This window comes from Stenotrophomonas sp. STEN030 (assembly GCF_056759995.1).
Genome location: NZ_JBRREB010000005.1, coordinates 1 through 15,380 on the forward strand (window position 1 = coordinate 1; position 15,380 = coordinate 15,380).

Annotated in this window: 17 protein-coding genes; all 17 read right to left on the minus strand. The window is 63.8% G+C overall.

The features are described from left to right. Window positions 1-139: 139 nt before the first annotated feature. Window positions 140-1,207, minus strand: a complete 1,068-nt coding sequence (locus ACVOLR_RS02435) for a flagellar hook-length control protein FliK (protein WP_481535021.1) — start codon at window positions 1,205-1,207, stop codon at window positions 140-142. Then, a complete protein-coding gene (gene fliJ, locus ACVOLR_RS02440) occupies window positions 1,204-1,656 on the minus strand; it encodes a flagellar export protein FliJ (RefSeq protein WP_481535022.1) in 453 nt (150 codons plus the stop codon). Before fliJ ends, ACVOLR_RS02435 begins: the two co-directional genes overlap by 4 nt. After that, entirely contained in the window at window positions 1,653-3,038 is a 1,386-nt protein-coding gene (gene fliI / locus ACVOLR_RS02445) for a flagellar protein export ATPase FliI (protein ID WP_481535023.1), read from the minus strand. The genes fliJ and fliI overlap by 4 nt, the downstream gene beginning before the upstream one ends. Next, window positions 3,035-3,676 (minus strand): FliH/SctL family protein, encoded by a 642-nt coding sequence (locus ACVOLR_RS02450; protein ID WP_481535024.1) that lies wholly within the window; start codon window positions 3,674-3,676, stop codon window positions 3,035-3,037. The genes fliI and ACVOLR_RS02450 overlap by 4 nt, the downstream gene beginning before the upstream one ends. After that, window positions 3,673-4,659 (minus strand): flagellar motor switch protein FliG, encoded by a 987-nt coding sequence (gene fliG / locus ACVOLR_RS02455; protein ID WP_057628133.1) that lies wholly within the window; start codon window positions 4,657-4,659, stop codon window positions 3,673-3,675. Before fliG ends, ACVOLR_RS02450 begins: the two co-directional genes overlap by 4 nt. 10 nt (window positions 4,660-4,669) lie before the next feature. Further along, complete coding sequence (fliF, locus tag ACVOLR_RS02460) at window positions 4,670-6,313, minus strand: flagellar basal-body MS-ring/collar protein FliF (protein WP_481535025.1); 1,644 nt, start codon at window positions 6,311-6,313, stop codon at window positions 4,670-4,672. 12 nt (window positions 6,314-6,325) lie between these two features. After that, entirely contained in the window at window positions 6,326-6,682 is a 357-nt protein-coding gene (gene fliE, locus ACVOLR_RS02465; RefSeq protein ID WP_282272448.1) for a flagellar hook-basal body complex protein FliE, read from the minus strand. A gap of 464 nt (window positions 6,683-7,146) precedes the next feature. After that, window positions 7,147-8,634: a sigma-54 dependent transcriptional regulator gene (locus ACVOLR_RS02470; protein WP_481535026.1), complete on the minus strand. Its 1,488-nt coding sequence runs from the start codon at window positions 8,632-8,634 to the stop codon at window positions 7,147-7,149. Beyond that, window positions 8,627-9,007, minus strand: coding sequence for a response regulator (locus ACVOLR_RS02475; RefSeq protein WP_481535027.1), 381 nt, complete (start codon window positions 9,005-9,007; stop codon window positions 8,627-8,629). Before ACVOLR_RS02475 ends, ACVOLR_RS02470 begins: the two co-directional genes overlap by 8 nt. Before the next feature lie 14 nt (window positions 9,008-9,021). After that, window positions 9,022-10,431 (minus strand): RNA polymerase factor sigma-54, encoded by a 1,410-nt coding sequence (gene rpoN, locus ACVOLR_RS02480; RefSeq protein WP_481535028.1) that lies wholly within the window; start codon window positions 10,429-10,431, stop codon window positions 9,022-9,024. Window positions 10,432-10,692: 261 nt separating this feature from the next. Further along, window positions 10,693-11,325 (minus strand): response regulator, encoded by a 633-nt coding sequence (locus ACVOLR_RS02485; protein WP_481535122.1) that lies wholly within the window; start codon window positions 11,323-11,325, stop codon window positions 10,693-10,695. A 78-nt stretch (window positions 11,326-11,403) separates the two neighbouring features. Then, window positions 11,404-11,973: a PilZ domain-containing protein gene (locus ACVOLR_RS02490; protein WP_481535029.1), complete on the minus strand. Its 570-nt coding sequence runs from the start codon at window positions 11,971-11,973 to the stop codon at window positions 11,404-11,406. Then, the gene (locus tag ACVOLR_RS02495; protein WP_481535030.1) at window positions 11,970-12,281 is read right to left on the minus strand and encodes a hypothetical protein; all 312 of its coding nucleotides are present in this window, start codon (window positions 12,279-12,281) and stop codon (window positions 11,970-11,972) included. Before ACVOLR_RS02495 ends, ACVOLR_RS02490 begins: the two co-directional genes overlap by 4 nt. Next, the gene (fliS, locus tag ACVOLR_RS02500; RefSeq protein ID WP_481535031.1) at window positions 12,281-12,703 is read right to left on the minus strand and encodes a flagellar export chaperone FliS; all 423 of its coding nucleotides are present in this window, start codon (window positions 12,701-12,703) and stop codon (window positions 12,281-12,283) included. Before fliS ends, ACVOLR_RS02495 begins: the two co-directional genes overlap by 1 nt. A gap of 114 nt (window positions 12,704-12,817) precedes the next feature. After that, window positions 12,818-14,182, minus strand: coding sequence for a flagellar filament capping protein FliD (fliD, locus tag ACVOLR_RS02505; protein WP_481535032.1), 1,365 nt, complete (start codon window positions 14,180-14,182; stop codon window positions 12,818-12,820). A 72-nt stretch (window positions 14,183-14,254) separates the two neighbouring features. Further along, a complete protein-coding gene (locus tag ACVOLR_RS02510; RefSeq protein ID WP_481535033.1) occupies window positions 14,255-14,422 on the minus strand; it encodes a hypothetical protein in 168 nt (55 codons plus the stop codon). Window positions 14,423-14,504: 82 nt separating this feature from the next. Further along, window positions 14,505-15,359 (minus strand): flagellin, encoded by an 855-nt coding sequence (locus ACVOLR_RS02515; protein WP_481535123.1) that lies wholly within the window; start codon window positions 15,357-15,359, stop codon window positions 14,505-14,507. Window positions 15,360-15,380: the final 21 nt, after the last annotated feature.

Here is a 15,380-nt window from a genome sequence, read left to right on the forward strand (position 1 = left end):
ATTTCGGCACGGCGGTGTGCGTTCATCGCTCGCCACCCCCCAACCCGCCCCGGCGACCCCCCCCACGGGTCCCACAACAACCACCCCCACCCTGCCGCTTCACGCCGCTCCTACAGCGGGTCATGCTCTACGTGTGCCTTCAGGCATACGCATCTAGCAGGCCGCGCATACGCAGGTTGTGTGGGGTGGTGACTGGGAGGTCGGTGCCTTCCAGTTGGTTGCCGGTTGCCAAACCGCTGCCAGTCTCGCCCTTTTCGCCCTGTTGCTGCGGCGTCGATTGCTGGCCTACATCGGCGTGGCTCAGCTGCAGCCCTTGTTCGCCCAGCATTTCGCGCAGGCGCGGCAAGCTGCTTTCCAGGGCGTGGCGGACGTCGGCGTGGGCGCTGCTGAAGCTGGCGTGGACGCGGTCGCCGTCCAACTGCAGCTTCACATCGATCTCGCCCATGTTGTCCGGGTTGATGCGGATGTGGGCGTGGCCGATCTTCTGCTCTGCAAGCCAGCCGACGCGGGCACCGATGGCCTCGTCAAAGTCGCCGGCATTCAGATCCGGGGTAGGCGTTGGTGCGGTGATGCTGCTGGACGGTGCGCTGCTGCGCACTTCCTGCAACGCCTGGTTATGTAGCAAGGACGCAAACGTAGTTGGTGCGGGCGTATCAACGTCGAGGTTGAGGCCCGCATCGTCGTTTGCCGCCGCGCTGGCCACCGGCAGCGTCAACTCCGCAGCGGCGTCATCCGCGCTCGGCGCGGCTTGCGGATTGGCCGCGCCGATAACGGAAGCAACAGACGGCGTCGACGTAGCGGGTGCTGCCTGCGTGGCCGGTGCTGCCTGATTTGCGACGGTCATCGCTACAGGTAGTTGCGGCGCCGGCTCCGTAGCGGGCGTGATCATGGCCGACAGGCCGAACGGCGGCCACGGTGCATCGTCGGCGGCTGTCTGCGCGTCGGGCCTGTCATCGTCATTGGCGCTGTTGTCGGTGGCGGCACTCTTCTCGGTGCTGGCCTCGCTGATGCCGTCGTCACGGCGCTCCTCGTTGGCAGGCTTGGCGTCATTGCTGGTTGGCTTGCTGGCAGCAGGCTTCTGCGTTGCTGGCTTGCTGTTGAGCATGGAATCAAAGCCGTTGTCGGATTTTTTATCGGTGCTACTACGTGCAGGTCCACTGCTGTCGATATTGCCGGCACCGGACAATCCGGAGGAGAGAATATTCATTGGCTTTCTCCTTCGCCCTCGGCTTTCTTCAAACGCGCGCGGCGTGCACCGATATCGTCCATCTCGCGCTGGTCGCGGCGATCGGCGACCTGCTTTTCCTGGGCGCGGTAGCTGGCAGCCAGCTGTTCCAGCACGGCTTTGTCGCGGCTTGCGAGCAGCAGCCGGGCGCGCTCGGCGTCGACGCGCTCCTGGTTGCTGTCCACGGTCTTGCTCTGCGCTTCCACCGCGTTGTCCAGGCGATCGAGGAAGGCGCGGCGATTGAGCAGCTGCGCAGCGCTGGTGGTTGCCAGCTGTGCATTGGCGTACTCATCGGCGTACTGGCGCAACTCGGAAAGCCGCGATTGATGCATGTCCAAGGCTTGCTGGCGCTCGGCCAGGGCTTTGGCGACTTCATCTTCGCGGTCCTGCGCGTGGCGCAGCAGCGGGTCCAGGCGACGGCTAGGGCTCATGCGGGCGTCTCACTATCTACCAGTTGGTGCAATGCACTGAGGCTGTGGCTCAGGTCGGCGGCGTTGTGCACGTCCTGGCCAAGGAATTCCATGATCTCCGGCCACCGATCCAGTGCTTCGTCGGTGAGCGGGTCGTTGCCGCGCTGATAGGCGCCGATGGCGATCAGGTCGCGGTTGGCGGTGTAGGCCGATACCAGTTGCTTGAGCTTGCGGATACGCGCGCGCCAGACGTCATCGGCGATGTCCTGGACCACGCGGCTTACCGAGGATTCGACGTCGATAGCCGGGTACAGGCCGCTGTCGGCAACCCGTCGCGACAGCAGGATGTGGCCATCGAGAATGGCGCGGGCGGCATCGGCAATTGGGTCCTGCGGATCGTCGCCTTCGGTGAGTACGGTATAGAAGGCGGTGATCGAGCCACGACCTTTTGCACCATTACCGGCGCGTTCCACCAGTGCCGGCAGCTTGGCGAATACCGACGGAGGGTAGCCGCGGGTGGTGGGCGGTTCGCCGACCGACAGACCGATCTCACGTTGGGCCTGGGCGAAGCGGGTCAGCGAATCCATCAGCAACATCACGTTCAAGCCCTGGTCGCGGAACCACTCGGCGATGGCGGTGGCACGGTAGGCGCCGTGCAGACGCGCAAGCGGTGGCCGGTCGGCCGGGCTGGCGACAACCACCGCGCGGCGCAGGCCTTCCTCGCCCAGCGTGGATTCGACGAAGTCACGTACTTCGCGACCACGTTCACCGATCAGGCCAACCACGATCACATCGGCAGCGGTGAAGCGGGTCATCATGCCCAGCAGCGTCGATTTACCGACGCCGGAGCCAGCGAACAAACCGACACGCTGGCCGCGGCCAATCGGCAGCAGGGAGTTGATCGCGCGCACGCCCACATCCAGCGGCTGGGTGATGGGCTCGCGTGCCAGCGGGTTGATCGACACACCGGCCATACTGACGACGCCTTCGGCGCGGATCGGGCCCTTGCCGTCCAGCGGAATGCCATCGGAATCGATGACGCGGCCAAGCAGGCCTTCGCCAACTTCGACGCCGCCACGGCGGTAGGAGGGCACGACGCGGGCGTTGGGCAGCAGGCCATGCAGTTCGGCGCTGGGCATCAGATAGGTGCGGTCGCCGGAGAAGCCGACGACTTCGGCATCAACCCAGCCGCCGTCGATGATCTCGACCTTGCAGCTGGCGCCCATCGGTGCTTCGCAGCCAACCGCTTCAAGCGTGAGGCCAACGGCGCGGCGCAGGATGCCTTCGCGAACCAAACCGTGGCCGGCGCCGGCATCAAGCGATATGCCATCCAGGCGCGCGGCCAAGCGGAGGTTGCGCGCGGCAGCCCAGTCGGCAGGAGCGGGCGAGGGTGATGCGGTCATTGCGTGGCTCCGGCGCGACGCAGCACGGTGGCCAACGCCGCACGTAGACGAGCGTCCAGCGTGCCATCGACGCGTACGGCCTCGGCGTGCACGCGCAGGTCGCCACGGCTGAGGCTGTGGTCGGGCACCAGACGCTGCCCGGCGGGCAGTGTCAGCAGATTGTTGATCGCGGCGATGTCGTCCGGGTGCAGGCGCACTTCGACGTCACGGTTGGTGCCGCTGACCGTGTCCAGCGCTTCATCGATCAGATCCTTCAGCAGCGATGGATCGGCCTCGTAGGCGCGGCTGATCAACGCGCCGGCAATGCGCACTGACAGTTCGCCGAGTGCGCCAACGACTTCATTCTCCAGTCGCACCAGCGGCCGGCTGAAGTTGTCGAGGATGCCTTCGATCTGTGCGGTCAGGCGCCGCACTTCGGCCTGGCCCTGCGCGTAACCTTCGGCGTGACCCTGCTGGAAGCCTTCTTCCTGCGCGGCATCGCGGATCGACTGGATCTCGTCCAGGGTTGGTGGCTGCAACGGCGGCGGCGCCGGCTCGGCAACGATGGTTTCCAGCGACGCGAGGTCGAAATCCTCGGGCACCGGCTGGCCGGCAGGTGCGTTCAGATCAGGGGCGTGCCAGCGCACGGCATTGTTCACAGCATGGCCTCCGCAGCGCCGCCGAGGGTGATGGTGCCTTCATCGCCCATGCGCTTGACGATGGCGAGGATCTCGCGCTGTGCGCCTTCCACATCGGACAGGCGCACCGGACCACGGGCTTCCATGTCTTCGAGCAGGATCTCGGCAGCGCGCTGCGACATATTGCGGGTGATCTTGTCGCGCACCTTGATGTCGGCACCACGCAGCGCCAAGCCCAGACGCTCGCCGCTGACTTCGCGCAGCACCAGCTGCATTTCGCGGTCGTCAAGATCCACCAGGTCGTCGAACACAAACATCAGGTCCTGGATGCGGCTGCCCAGCGGCGAATCGATGCGGGCGATTTCGGTGAGGATGGCTTGATCCTGGCCGCCGTCCATGAAGTTGAGGATGTTGGCAGCACACTGCACGCCACCGATATTCGACGACTTCAGGTTCTGGTTGCCGGCGAACTGGCGCTCCATGATCTCGTTCAGTTCGTTCAGCGCATTCGGCGGAATGCCATCGAGGGTGGCGATGCGCAGCAGCACGTCGACGCGGGTGCGCTCGGGCAGCAGCTTCAAGGCTTCGGCGGCCTGGTCGGTTTCCAGGTGGGCCATGACGATGGCGATGATCTGCGGGTGTTCGTTGCGCACCAGATCGGCGACCGCGCGCGGGTCCATCCACTTCAGGGCATCCAGGCCGGTGGTGTTGCGGCCGAGCAGGATGCGGTCGATCAGGTTGCTGGCCTTCTCATTGCCCAGCGCCTGCACCAGCATGTTGCGGATGTAGTCGTCCGAGCCGACGCTCAGCGAGGTCTTGTTGCCCAGCTCGGCGCCGAAATCGTCCATCACCTTCTGCACCTGCTCGCGGGTGACGTCGGTGAGGGTGGCCATGGCGATGCCGATCTTCTGCACTTCCTTTGGTTCCATGTGACGCAGCACTTCGGCCGCGTCGGTTTCGCCGAGCGACAGCAGCAGTACGGCGGCACGTTGCACGCCGGTCATCGGCATTGCATCAGTCATTTGACACCCATCCCTTCACTACCTGGGCAACCCGCTTGGAGTCGGTCTTCACTGCTTCGCGGGCCATGCGCAGGCGTTCTTCGTAAGCGTCTACCGGCAAGGCCAGTGCTGGCTTGCCATCAAGGTGCAGGCGGTCAGCGGCAAGCGCTGGCATCTCGGTGCCGTCATCCAATACCTGGACGTCGGCGCTGAGCGGATCTTCCGGACCCGACAAGGCCTTCGGGGTGCCAGTGATCTGACGCAGGGCCGGACGCAGCACGCCGAACAGCAGGGCCAGCACCACGATGGCACCAAGTACCAGACGCAGTGCATCGCGCACCTGCGGGTTCTCCCACCACTTGGGGGCTTCGACCGGCACGGATTCGCGCACGAACGGTGCGTTCATCACCGACACGGTGTCACCGCGCTCGGCATTGAAGCCGACGGCCTGCTTGACCAGTGCTTCGACACGGGTCAGTTCAGCGGCGCTGAGCGGCTGATCGGCGAGCTTGCCGTTGCTGCCGGCGCGCGGCACATGGTCGACCAGCACGGCAACCGAGACGCGGTTGACCCGGCCCGGCGGCTGGCGGGTGTGCTGCAGGGTGCGGTCCAGCTCGTAATTGCGGGTGGCGTTCTTGGAGGTTTCGGTGGGTGTGGCCGCAGCCGGCGGCGGTGCAGCAGCGGCGCCCGGTGGGGTGTTGCTGGTCGCGCCGGGAATGCCCTGCGGGCCGGCGGTGGCGCTGCTGTTCTCGCTGATCTGTTCGCTGCGCACCTTCTGCGGCTCACCGTTGAACAGTTCGCGGGCTTCCTCGGTGACCGAGAAATCCATGTCCACACTGACTTCCGGATTGACCCGGCCGGCGCCGGTCATCGGCTCCAACAGCTCGCGGATGCGCTGGTTGTAGGAACCTTCCAGACGGCGGACCTGATCGAACTGGGCGGCGTTGAGCGCGGCTTCGCTGTTGGGATCGGCAATGGTGAGCATGCGCCCGCTCTGGTCGACCACGGTCACGCGTTCCGGTGCCAGATCGGGAATGCTGGACGCGACCATATGCACGATGGCATCCACCTGGTTGCGTTCCAGCTGCTGTCCACCGCGCAGTTCCAGCACCACCGAGGCACTGGCGACATCGCGCTGGCGGGTGAAGGCGCTGGGCTTGGGAATGGCCAGGTGCACGCGCGCATCACGGACCGGGCGCAGGCTGCTGATGGTACGCACCAGCTCGGTTTCCAGCGCGTGCTGGTAGCGTGCGGTTTCGACGAACTGGCTGACGCCGAAGCCGGGATCGCGCTCCATCATTTCAAAGCCGAGGCGGCCGCTTTCGGTCAGGCCGGAGCCGGCCAGCTTCAGGCGCGCATCATGCACGTTCTTTTCCGGCACGCTGATGGCGCCGGTGGTGGCGTCCAGCTCAAACGGAATCTGCGCCGAACGCAGCAGGTCGGTGGCCTCGGCCGTCGCCTTCTGGTCCAGCCCGGTGTACAGCGGCATCATCTGTGGCTTCTGCGCCCAGAAGAACACGAACAAACCGGCTGCCACAGCAACCGTGATCATTGCCATCAAGCCCAGGCGGCGGGTGATCTGCAGGCTCTGCAGACGATCGAACCAGGCGCCAGCCCGTTCCGGATTCAGTGATTCTCTGGACAGCGCGAGTGCCATGCGTGCGGATCCTTACAGCGGCATGTTCATCACGTCCTGGTAAGCCTGGACGAGACGGTTACGGACTTCCACGGTGGCGCGGAACGCCAGCGAGGACTGTTGGGAGGCGACCATGACCTTGGCCAGGTCGGCATTGGCATCGCCGCGCTCGAACGCAGCGGCCAGCTGCCCGGACTTCTGCTGGGCCTCGTTGACGCCCTGGATGGCGCCCTGCAAGGCCTGGCTGAACGAAGGTGCGGCAACGGCGTTGCCTTCGGCCAGCCCCTGGATCGCGTTGCTGCGCGGCACATCGCCGATCGGCGCGGTCTGCGCCACCTGGTTCTGCAGCGTGCGGATCTGGGAGAGAACAGAGGTGATGGAGTGGGACATCGTGCGGGGTTCCGGGCAACGTGTGGGGGAGCTGATAGGACAGCTGCAAGTTGCGTGCCGGAACCGTGAAGGCTTTGATGTTGGTGAATACGTCGGATTTCTGTCGCGGTTGCGATATCGACGGCGACGATTCCATGGTCTGACTTGGTGCAAACGAAGAAGGCCGCCGGAGAACTGGCGGTAGTCATGACAGTAGCTGATCGGCGCGATGCTTCAGGGGCGTAGCACTTGCTGAGTGCGGCGCACCTGGTAGCGGGGGCCGCAGGTCTTTCTGGTTCTCCGCCAACAGCTGGGGCTGTACTTACTCGAGTGACGGATAATTCACTCAGGAGTAACAGCGTTACCCAGCGCCGCTCCCACAAAAAATCCGATGCCAGAGGTCTGACATCGGATTCGGGGTGGCTCAGATGTTTGAGTGAACAGCACCACGGGCATGCTGCGCTTACCCGGGCTATGGGCCGCGATTAATTGCTGGCCTCGACCGAGTCGCGCTCGATACCGTATTTACGCAGCTTTTCCACCAAGGTAGTGCGGCGCAGGCCAAGCAGCTGGGCGGCATGGGCGACCACGCCCTGGGTGCGTTCCAATGCTTCGTTGATCAGGGTCAGCTCGATGCCGGCCATGTGGTCGCGCAGGTCCATGCCTTCGCTGGGCAACTGATTGACGCTCTCCGGCGCAGTGATCTTGCTGATCAAGCCGCTAGGCTGGCTCGTAGGTTGTGCAGGCGTTGCAGCCAGTTTGCCAAGCAGCATCGGCCGCTCGTCGTCGCTGCTCGCTGCAGCGGCAAGGTTCGCTTGGTCGCCGCGATAGCGGCTGGGCAGATCCTGCACGCGTACGGTACCGCCGGGATGCAAGACGGCCAGGCGTTCGACCAGATTGGTCAGCTCGCGCACATTGCCTGGCCAGGCGTAGCTGGCCAGTGCCTGCAGCGCCTCGGGAGCGAAACGGACTTCGCCACGACCGGTGCGGGCGAGCTGGGTGGCGATGGTTTCCACCAGCACCGGAAGATCGCTGGCGCGCTCACGCAGCGCCGGCACGTCGATCGGGAACACGTTGAGGCGATAGAACAGGTCCTCGCGGAACTTGCCATCGGCGATGCGCGATTCAAGGTCACGGTGGGTAGCGGCGATCACCCGCACATTGCAGCGGATAGTCTGGTTGCCGCCAACGCGCTCGAAGCTGCGCTCCTGCAGTACGCGCAGCAGCTTGACCTGCATCGGCAGGCTCATGTCGCCGATTTCGTCCAGCAGCAGGGTGCCGCCTTCAGCCATTTCAAAGCGGCCCTTGCGTGCGCTAAGTGCACCGGTGAAGGCGCCTTTTTCGTGGCCGAACAATTCGCTTTCGAGTAGATCTGGCGGAATAGCGCCGCAGTTGATGGCAATGAACGGGCCATCGCGGCGTGGCGAACGCTGATGGATGGCGCGCGAAACCACTTCCTTGCCGGTACCGGACTCGCCCAGCACCAACACGGTGGTATCGAAATTGGAGACCTGTTCGATCAGTTGGCGCAGTTCGGTAACGGCGGGGCTGTGCCCGGTCGGGCCGCTGTCGCCGGCGTTGTCCGCCTGATGCTCGGCATCCAGTCGCTTCAGGCTGGCGCGGCGCAGCAGCGCTTCCATCTGCGCGTGGCGCATCGGCTGTTCCAGCGGCCAGACATTGGCTTCGTGCAGGCCGTAGTGGCGCGAGAACGCCAGCGGATCGCCTTCGGCCAACAGGATCGGCGGCGGCAGCGAGGTGCCAGCCAGCCAGGTAAAGAAGCCGGCCGCGCGGTCGGCATCTTCAAGCGCGCCGACCACCACCGCCATCCAGTCATTGCTGCGATGACGGCTGACGTCAATGTCCTGCGCTTCGCTGACCCAGCGCGGGTTGAAGTCCATGAACTCCAACAGGGCCAAGGTGCGTTCGGCGCGGACGCCGTCGGCGTCGATCACCAGAATGCGTGATTCACTCATCTTCTTGTACCTTGAGTCCTTCCAGGATCGGCATCACTTCCTGGATGTAGGACAGCTTGCTGACAAAATTATCGGCACCGGCGCGCAGTGCGTGTTCGCGGTGCTCGGCGTCATCGAAGTGACTGGCAATCACGATGTACGGCGGCTGGTCCTGGGTCTTGATCAGGCGTGTGGCCTGCAGGCCGCCCATTTCCGGCATCGCCAGATCCATCAGTACCACCTGCGGGCGCAGGGTTTCGGAGCGCTCAATCGCTTCCAGCCCGTTGGCGGCGCTGCCTACAACTTCCAGCCATTCGATTTTGCGGAAGTGGCGCATGGCAGCGTTGATGAAGCCTTCATGGTCGTCGACCAGCACTACGGTGAGCTTGTTCATGGGAATCCTTGGTCTTAGCCCACACGGGCCAGCTGGGGCTTGCTGCTCTGCCGGCGACGTTCGCGGGCCGGGGCGATATCAAGCTGTTCGCGGTATTTTGCGACGGTCCGGCGTGCAATGTTCACTCCCTGACGCGACAGCAGGCCGGCAATGGCCTCGTCGGCCAGCGGGCGGGACACCGGTTCGGCATCGATCAGGCGCTTGACCATGGCTTTGACCGCCTGGCCAGAGACACTGGCGCCTTCCAGGCGTACGGCAAAGAAGTGCTTCAATTCAAAGGTGCCACGCGGGGTCTGCAGGTACTTGCCGGAGGTGATCCGCGAGACGGTGGATTCGTGCATGCCGATCAGCTCGGCCACCTCTTTCAGGGTCAACGGCGCCATGCACTCGTCACCATTGACCAGGAAGGCAGCCTGACGCTCGATGATGACCCGTGCGGTGCGCAGCAGGGTGTCGTAACGCATCGACAGACCGCGGGTCAGCCAGCGTGCTTCCTGCAGCATGTCGCGCAGGGGTTGGGCGGCTTCGCCGCTGCTGTCGGCGACAACCCGCTCGTAGCTGCTGTTGATGGCCAGGCGCGGCGTGGTGGCAGGATTCAGTGCGACCCGCCATTGGCCGTCAGCGTGCCAGGCGACCACGTCCGGAATCACACTCAGTTCCTGCTGCGGCAGCAGGGTATCGCCGGGGCGAGGCTGCAAGGACAGGACCAGACGGAAGGCTTCCTGCACGTCCTCTACTTCGGCATCCAGGGCGCGGGCCAAGGCCGGGTAGTCGTGGCTGGCCAGCAGCTGCATGTCTGCGTCGAGCAGGCGGCGCGCCAGATTGCGCGCCGGCACCTGGCCGGGCAGGGCAGTGAGCTGGGCCAGCAGGCATTCGCGCAGATCTACTGCCGCCATGCCAGCCGGTTCGCCGTGCAGCAGGCGCTGGCGCAGGGCCTCGATATCGGCGCTGGTGCGGTCCAGGCGAGCGCTGGCCAGCTGGGTCAACTGGGCCAGCGGGGCCTGCAGATAGCCGGCTTCATCGCAGTGGTCCAGCCAGAAGCTGATCACGGCAAGGTCGGCATCGTCCAGTTCATAAGCAAGTGCATTGAGGATGCGCAGCTGCGGATCGGTTGACTCGCCGGCCGCCACGCGTGCCATGCGATCCTCGTCGTCGGCATTCCAACTGGCGCCGGGCACATCCCACAGATTGCTTTCGGGCAGTTCATCAAACGCTGCGGTTTCAGCCTGTGCGGCATCGGCTTCGCTTGCAGCCGGCGCGTCCTCAGCCTGCTCCTGCAGCTCCAGCAGCGGGTTGCTCTCCAGTGCCTGGCGGACCTCCAGTTCCAGCTGCATGCCATTGAGCTGCAGCAAGCGGATCGATTGCAGCAAAGCAGGCGTGAGATGGAGTTGCTGGCCCAGTTGGGCAGAGAGTGTGGCTTTCATGCGTTTCCCCGTTGCGGCCAGTGGATGGCTGCGTTGTGGAACGCATCTTGCGTGCTTCATGTCAGGGCGGTAATAGGTGTTGGCCCTATAGCTGTCAAAATCCGCCCTACGAGACGTAGGTGATTCCCCTACATAGCGTCGAATAATTGGCGCTACAAATCGGGGGTATTTCTGCAAGCCATTGATTTGTATCGCTCATGCCGCGCTGGTGACGGCTTTCCGATTTCGTGACGCAGCTTCGCTTTTACTGGCGTGCCGGCGTCAAGAAAGGTCGTTTTCGTGGCGCAGTGCCAGCAGAAGCAGGTCGTTGGCGCGGCGGCAGCCCAGCGACTCCATCATCCGTGCCCGGTGGGTTTCAACCGTCTTGATGCTGATCCCAAGGTCAGCAGCGATTTCCTTGGTGGTCTGGCCGGTGCCGAGGCGTCGCAGGATCTGCTTCTGGCGTGGCGACAACGCGCCAATGCCTGTTGCGCGTTCCTTGCCGATCAGTGGTGCAAGCATTTTTGCCGAAATCTGCGGACTCAGGAAAACCTGGCCGGCATGGGCGGCGCGCAATGCCAGCTCCAGCTCGGCTGGGGCCGCATCCTTGACCAGAAAGCCGACGGCACCGCGATCCAATGCGTCACGCACGTGTGCAGCGTCATCGTGCATCGACATCATCACCGCACGTGCATGCGGCAGCCGCTGGCGGATATCGGTCAAGGCTTCGAGCCCGGAGCGGCCAGGCAGGGATAGGTCGAGCAGGATCAGGTCCGGCACATGGAACAGGGCCATCTCCAATGCCTCATCGGCATTGCTGGCTTCGGCCACCACCTGGATACCGTCAAATGTCTGCAGCAGCCGGGTGAGCCCAGCACGAACCAAGGTGTGGTCGTCGACAATAAGAACGCGCACAGGAGACCGGGTCATAACGGAAGGCTGCACCTTAGCGGAGCAGCGAGGCGGGCGCCAGAGCACAAATTGGGAATAGGCTCATCGGTTGCGGCGACTGTCAGCAATCTGCTTGCGATGCAGTCGGAACAAATGTCGTTCGACTGCTGCCAGCAAGACATCATTCTGCGTATCCAGGCGCAGCCACAGCTGCGCACCCTGTGCCGTATCGGCTTCGGCCAGTACCACGACGGGCAGTTCAATCGCGTCGGGCAGCCATTCAGCGGGTTGCAGGCTGACCACGCCCGCCGTGCCAGCTGTGAAGCCGCCCAGCTGCTCGCGCTGCAGGCGCAGGCCATGCCGCGACCAGCGCAGCTGGGTGGCTGGCGCAGACGGTGCCTCGCGCTGCAGCAGGCGTCCCAGCAGTACAAGGGTCAGATCCAGGCGTGCTTCCAGCCGCTGCAGTTGCAGGCTGTTGTCGTTGCGTTCGTCGCTGTCGTCCACGTTGCGGGCGTCTTCGACCAGAGCGATGCTGCGCAGAAGCATCTCGGCACTGCCTGGGCGCTTGACCTTGGCACCGGCCTCGAACACTGCTGGCAGTGACAGTTCACAACTGAGTGTGTCGTCGAACAGCTCGGCTTCTGCAGCGTGGGCGATGCCGGTGGCAGTCATGCAAGGGTTCCAGCCTGTTGATAGGCGTTGGCCGCGCGGGTGGATTGACGTTCGGCGCGCAGGTGCATGGCGGCTTGATCACGCAGCTCCCGCATCCGCTCGGTCACGGCGTGCTGCTGTTCCAACAATGCCTGCAGGGCGTCAGCGCTTCCGGCGACGCCATTGTCCTGGATATAGCTGTGAAGACGCTGGTCGTGGGCGGCGACAATCTGCTCGGCGGCGTCGTGGTCTTCAGCGTCAATGGCATTCTTCAGGTCATTGAGATCGGCGTGCAGGGCATCAAGCATTTCGTTGGCAGTGGTGGCCATCAGCGTGCTCCGCCTGCGGTTGATGCGCTGCGTTGCTCGGAGGGGATGGCGTTCCAGGCAGACTCGATCTCACTTACCAAGGACAATGACTCCTGCAGCGCGGCGACATCGTTGTTGAGGTTGGCTTCGGTCAAGCGCTGCACGATGTAGTCATAGAGCGCGGAAAGATTACCTGCAACCTCGCCACCAGCGACATGATCAAGCGAGCCGTTGAGCTGACCAACAATCGCGCAGGCTTCGCCGATGGCTTTGCCTTTCAGGGCTTGGTCGCCCTTGGCGATGAAAGCCTCGGCGCGCCGCATGCGCTCGCTGGCGCCTTCCAGAAGCAGGGAGACCAGCTTGTGGGGGTCGGCATCCACTACCCGGGTTGAAACGCCGATCTGGCGGTATTGCTCGGCGAAATTGCGGCTGGGACCGTACATGTACTCAATCTCCTGGTGTTCGTGCAGTGAAGGCAACGACTGCCGATACATCGTTTGTGTGGCGTGATCTGCTATCGGCCATCAATGCGTATTGCTTGAGCCCGTCCTGGGCTATCAGCCCGACATCGCCGAAAGCTGCTGTGAAAGGTAGCTGCTGGTGCCCTGCATCTGCGACACCAACTTGTCCATCGCAGTGAACTGGGCGGTGTAGCGCGCGGACACCTTTTCCATGCGCGCGTCGAGATCGTCGAGTTGCTTGCCGAGCTTCTTGATTTCCTTGTTGAGCGCGTCGGTACGCTGCACCAAGGTGCCAGTGCCGCTGTCCAGGTTGCTCTTGAGGATGCTGTTCATGCCTTCATACAGCTTGCCGCTCTTGCCTACCAGAGCCTCGGCAGCAGCGGGATTTTTGGCCATCGCCTTGTCGAAGACACTGGCATCCAGTGACAGGGTGCCATCCTTGGTGATGGTCAGTCCCAGCTCCTTGAGGTCGATGACGTTGGCACTGAGCTGGCCGCGCAGCTGCTGCTGCAGGCCGCGCACCATCGAGTCGCCCGTCAGTACCGATGCCTGGTCCTTCTCGGCGTCATAGGCGCTGGAGGTCTTGAGCAGGCTGGTCGAGGCGTTGTAGGCGGTAACGAAGGCCTGCACCGCCGACTTCAACGGTTCATTGTTCTGGGTGATGGTCAACGGGGTGGTGGTGCCAACCTCGGCCTTGGTCAGGTCCAAGGTCACGCCGGCGATGATGTCGCTGATGCTGTTGCTGCTGGATTCACGGTCAAACCCGTCCACGCGTACGTGCGCGTTGGTGGCAGCGCTGATCTGTGACATGCCACCGCTGCTGCCATCCCAGGCCAGCGCGGAAAGGCCGCCATTGCCACCGCTGGCAGTGACCGTCAACTTACCGTCGGTGCCGGCATTGACGGCATTGAGTACTAGGTGCTGGCCATCGTTGGCGGTGATGACGGTGGCATTGACGCCTTTGCCACCGGCTGCACTATTGATGGCGGCGGCGATGCTGGTCAGGTTACTGCCCGGAGCGATATCGACCGAAATGGAATCCTTCTCGCCCCAAGCGATCGACAGCTTGCCGTCGCCCACCACGGCTTCAGCGTCAAACGCGCCGGAGCTGAGCTTCTGCGGCTGCGCCAGGCTGAGCACTTCGATGTTGTACGTACCTGCCGCGGCCAAGGTCTTGCCAGTAGAGGGGTCGGTGACGATGGTCGCTGAGAAGCCACTTTTCTCCGGTACGGAGGTTTTATAGGCGCGCAGATCGGCAGCTTTGCCCATGGCGTCCATCGCCGTCTGCAAGCTGCTCAACGAGCTCTTGATGTTGCCCAGCGCGGAGAGTTTGGCGGTGGCCGTGGTTCCCTGGTTGTTGATGCGGTTGGCAGCAGGTGCGCGTTCAGCTGCAACCAACTGCTTGACGATGGTAGGAATGTCCAAGCCGGAGCCAATGGTGGACAGGGAAGACGTAGCCATGGATGTTCCTCTTTCAGCGAGGGGGTGAAGCTGCAACCGCCACCCCGGATATCGGCACGCGGCGGCATAGCTTTAGCTGCGTGGCTCCGCAGTCATCTGCAAGCGGCGTGCCAGTGCCTGCCGGCGCGCACAGCGCAGTTCACGGCGGGGGAGAGGCGGACCCTTGGCGGCGCTGAATGGTGTTGCCAAGGCGTCGGCTTCGACGCCGTGATCCAGGCGCTGGCATTGCAGTGCTTCCATAACGCACAAGCCCCGCCATTGCTGGCGGGGCATGTGCCACGCCAGCGTTATCACGCCGACGTGGAGGGTGTTGCTTGCTGGATCAGCGCAGCAGGCTCAGCACGTTCTGGCTGGTCTGGTTGGCCTGGGCCAGCATGGCGGTACCGGCCTGCTGCAGGATCTGCGTGCGGGTCAGCTCTGCCGTTTCCTTGGCGTAGTCGGTGTCACGAATACGGCTGCGGGCCGAAGACATGTTTTCCGACGAGGTGTTCAGGTTGGCAACCACCGAGGTGAAGCGGTTCTGCACGGCACCCAGATCGGCACGTGCCGAGTTGATGGTGCTCAGGGCTGCGTCCATTGCATTCAGCGCGTTGTCGGCGCCGGCGGTGGTGGAGATGTCCAGGTCAGCGAAGCCGGTGGCCGAAGCGCCCTTGGCAAAATTGCTGGTGGTGCCTGCGGTCAAGCCAGTCTGGGTGGCCAGATCACCAGTACCTGCACCAATGGTGAAGTCAGCTTTAGCCGAGGTGAGCTGCAGCAGGCCATCCTTATCCAGTGATGCGGATACGCCAGTGTTGTAGCTTTGATTGTTGATGGCCTTGACCAGATCGCTTGCGCGCTGAGCCGAACTGCCGGCCGCACCAAAATTGATGGTCGCCTCGCCCTTGTCGGTTTTCAACGTGAAGCTGCCAGCGCTGAAGGTACCAGCAACCGCTGCGGTGCCGACTTGTTCCGTGCCGTTGCTGTGGGTTGCAACGAATGCGCCCGTTGCAAAGCTGCCGGCCGTGCCGATGGTGCCGCCCAACGCAACGGCCAGATCGGTACCATCGGCCTGCGAGAAGGCCAACGTGCCTTCGACGGCAGAGCCGGTGTAAGTGACGCCAGCAGGAATGTTGGAGGCCGACGAAAGCGCTGCATCGATGTCCGCTGCAGTAACCGTCTCGCCGTTATCGCGGCTCAAGGAAACAACCGCTGCGCCGCC

What these genes read in the sequence shown, in the direction of transcription:
- ACVOLR_RS02510 (WP_481535033.1), bottom strand. Translation starts at nt 14,422, where the DNA reads ATGGAAGCACTGCAATGCCAGCGCCTGGATCACGGCGTCGAAGCCGAC.
- fliS (WP_481535031.1), bottom strand. Translation starts at nt 12,703, where the DNA reads ATGTACGGTCCCAGCCGCAATTTCGCCGAGCAATACCGCCAGATCGGC.
- fliD (WP_481535032.1), bottom strand. Translation starts at nt 14,182, where the DNA reads ATGGCTACGTCTTCCCTGTCCACCATTGGCTCCGGCTTGGACATTCCT.
- ACVOLR_RS02490 (WP_481535029.1), bottom strand. Translation starts at nt 11,973, where the DNA reads ATGACTGCCACCGGCATCGCCCACGCTGCAGAAGCCGAGCTGTTCGAC.
- ACVOLR_RS02470 (WP_481535026.1), bottom strand. Translation starts at nt 8,634, where the DNA reads ATGAGTGAATCACGCATTCTGGTGATCGACGCCGACGGCGTCCGCGCC.
- ACVOLR_RS02435 (WP_481535021.1), bottom strand. Translation starts at nt 1,207, where the DNA reads ATGAATATTCTCTCCTCCGGATTGTCCGGTGCCGGCAATATCGACAGC.
- ACVOLR_RS02495 (WP_481535030.1), bottom strand. Translation starts at nt 12,281, where the DNA reads ATGGCCACCACTGCCAACGAAATGCTTGATGCCCTGCACGCCGATCTC.
- fliG (WP_057628133.1), bottom strand. Translation starts at nt 4,659, where the DNA reads ATGACCGGCGTGCAACGTGCCGCCGTACTGCTGCTGTCGCTCGGCGAA.
- ACVOLR_RS02475 (WP_481535027.1), bottom strand. Translation starts at nt 9,007, where the DNA reads ATGAACAAGCTCACCGTAGTGCTGGTCGACGACCATGAAGGCTTCATC.
- fliE (WP_282272448.1), bottom strand. Translation starts at nt 6,682, where the DNA reads ATGTCCCACTCCATCACCTCTGTTCTCTCCCAGATCCGCACGCTGCAG.
- fliJ (WP_481535022.1), bottom strand. Translation starts at nt 1,656, where the DNA reads ATGAGCCCTAGCCGTCGCCTGGACCCGCTGCTGCGCCACGCGCAGGAC.
- fliF (WP_481535025.1), bottom strand. Translation starts at nt 6,313, where the DNA reads ATGGCACTCGCGCTGTCCAGAGAATCACTGAATCCGGAACGGGCTGGC.
- fliI (WP_481535023.1), bottom strand. Translation starts at nt 3,038, where the DNA reads ATGACCGCATCACCCTCGCCCGCTCCTGCCGACTGGGCTGCCGCGCGC.
- rpoN (WP_481535028.1), bottom strand. Translation starts at nt 10,431, where the DNA reads ATGAAAGCCACACTCTCTGCCCAACTGGGCCAGCAACTCCATCTCACG.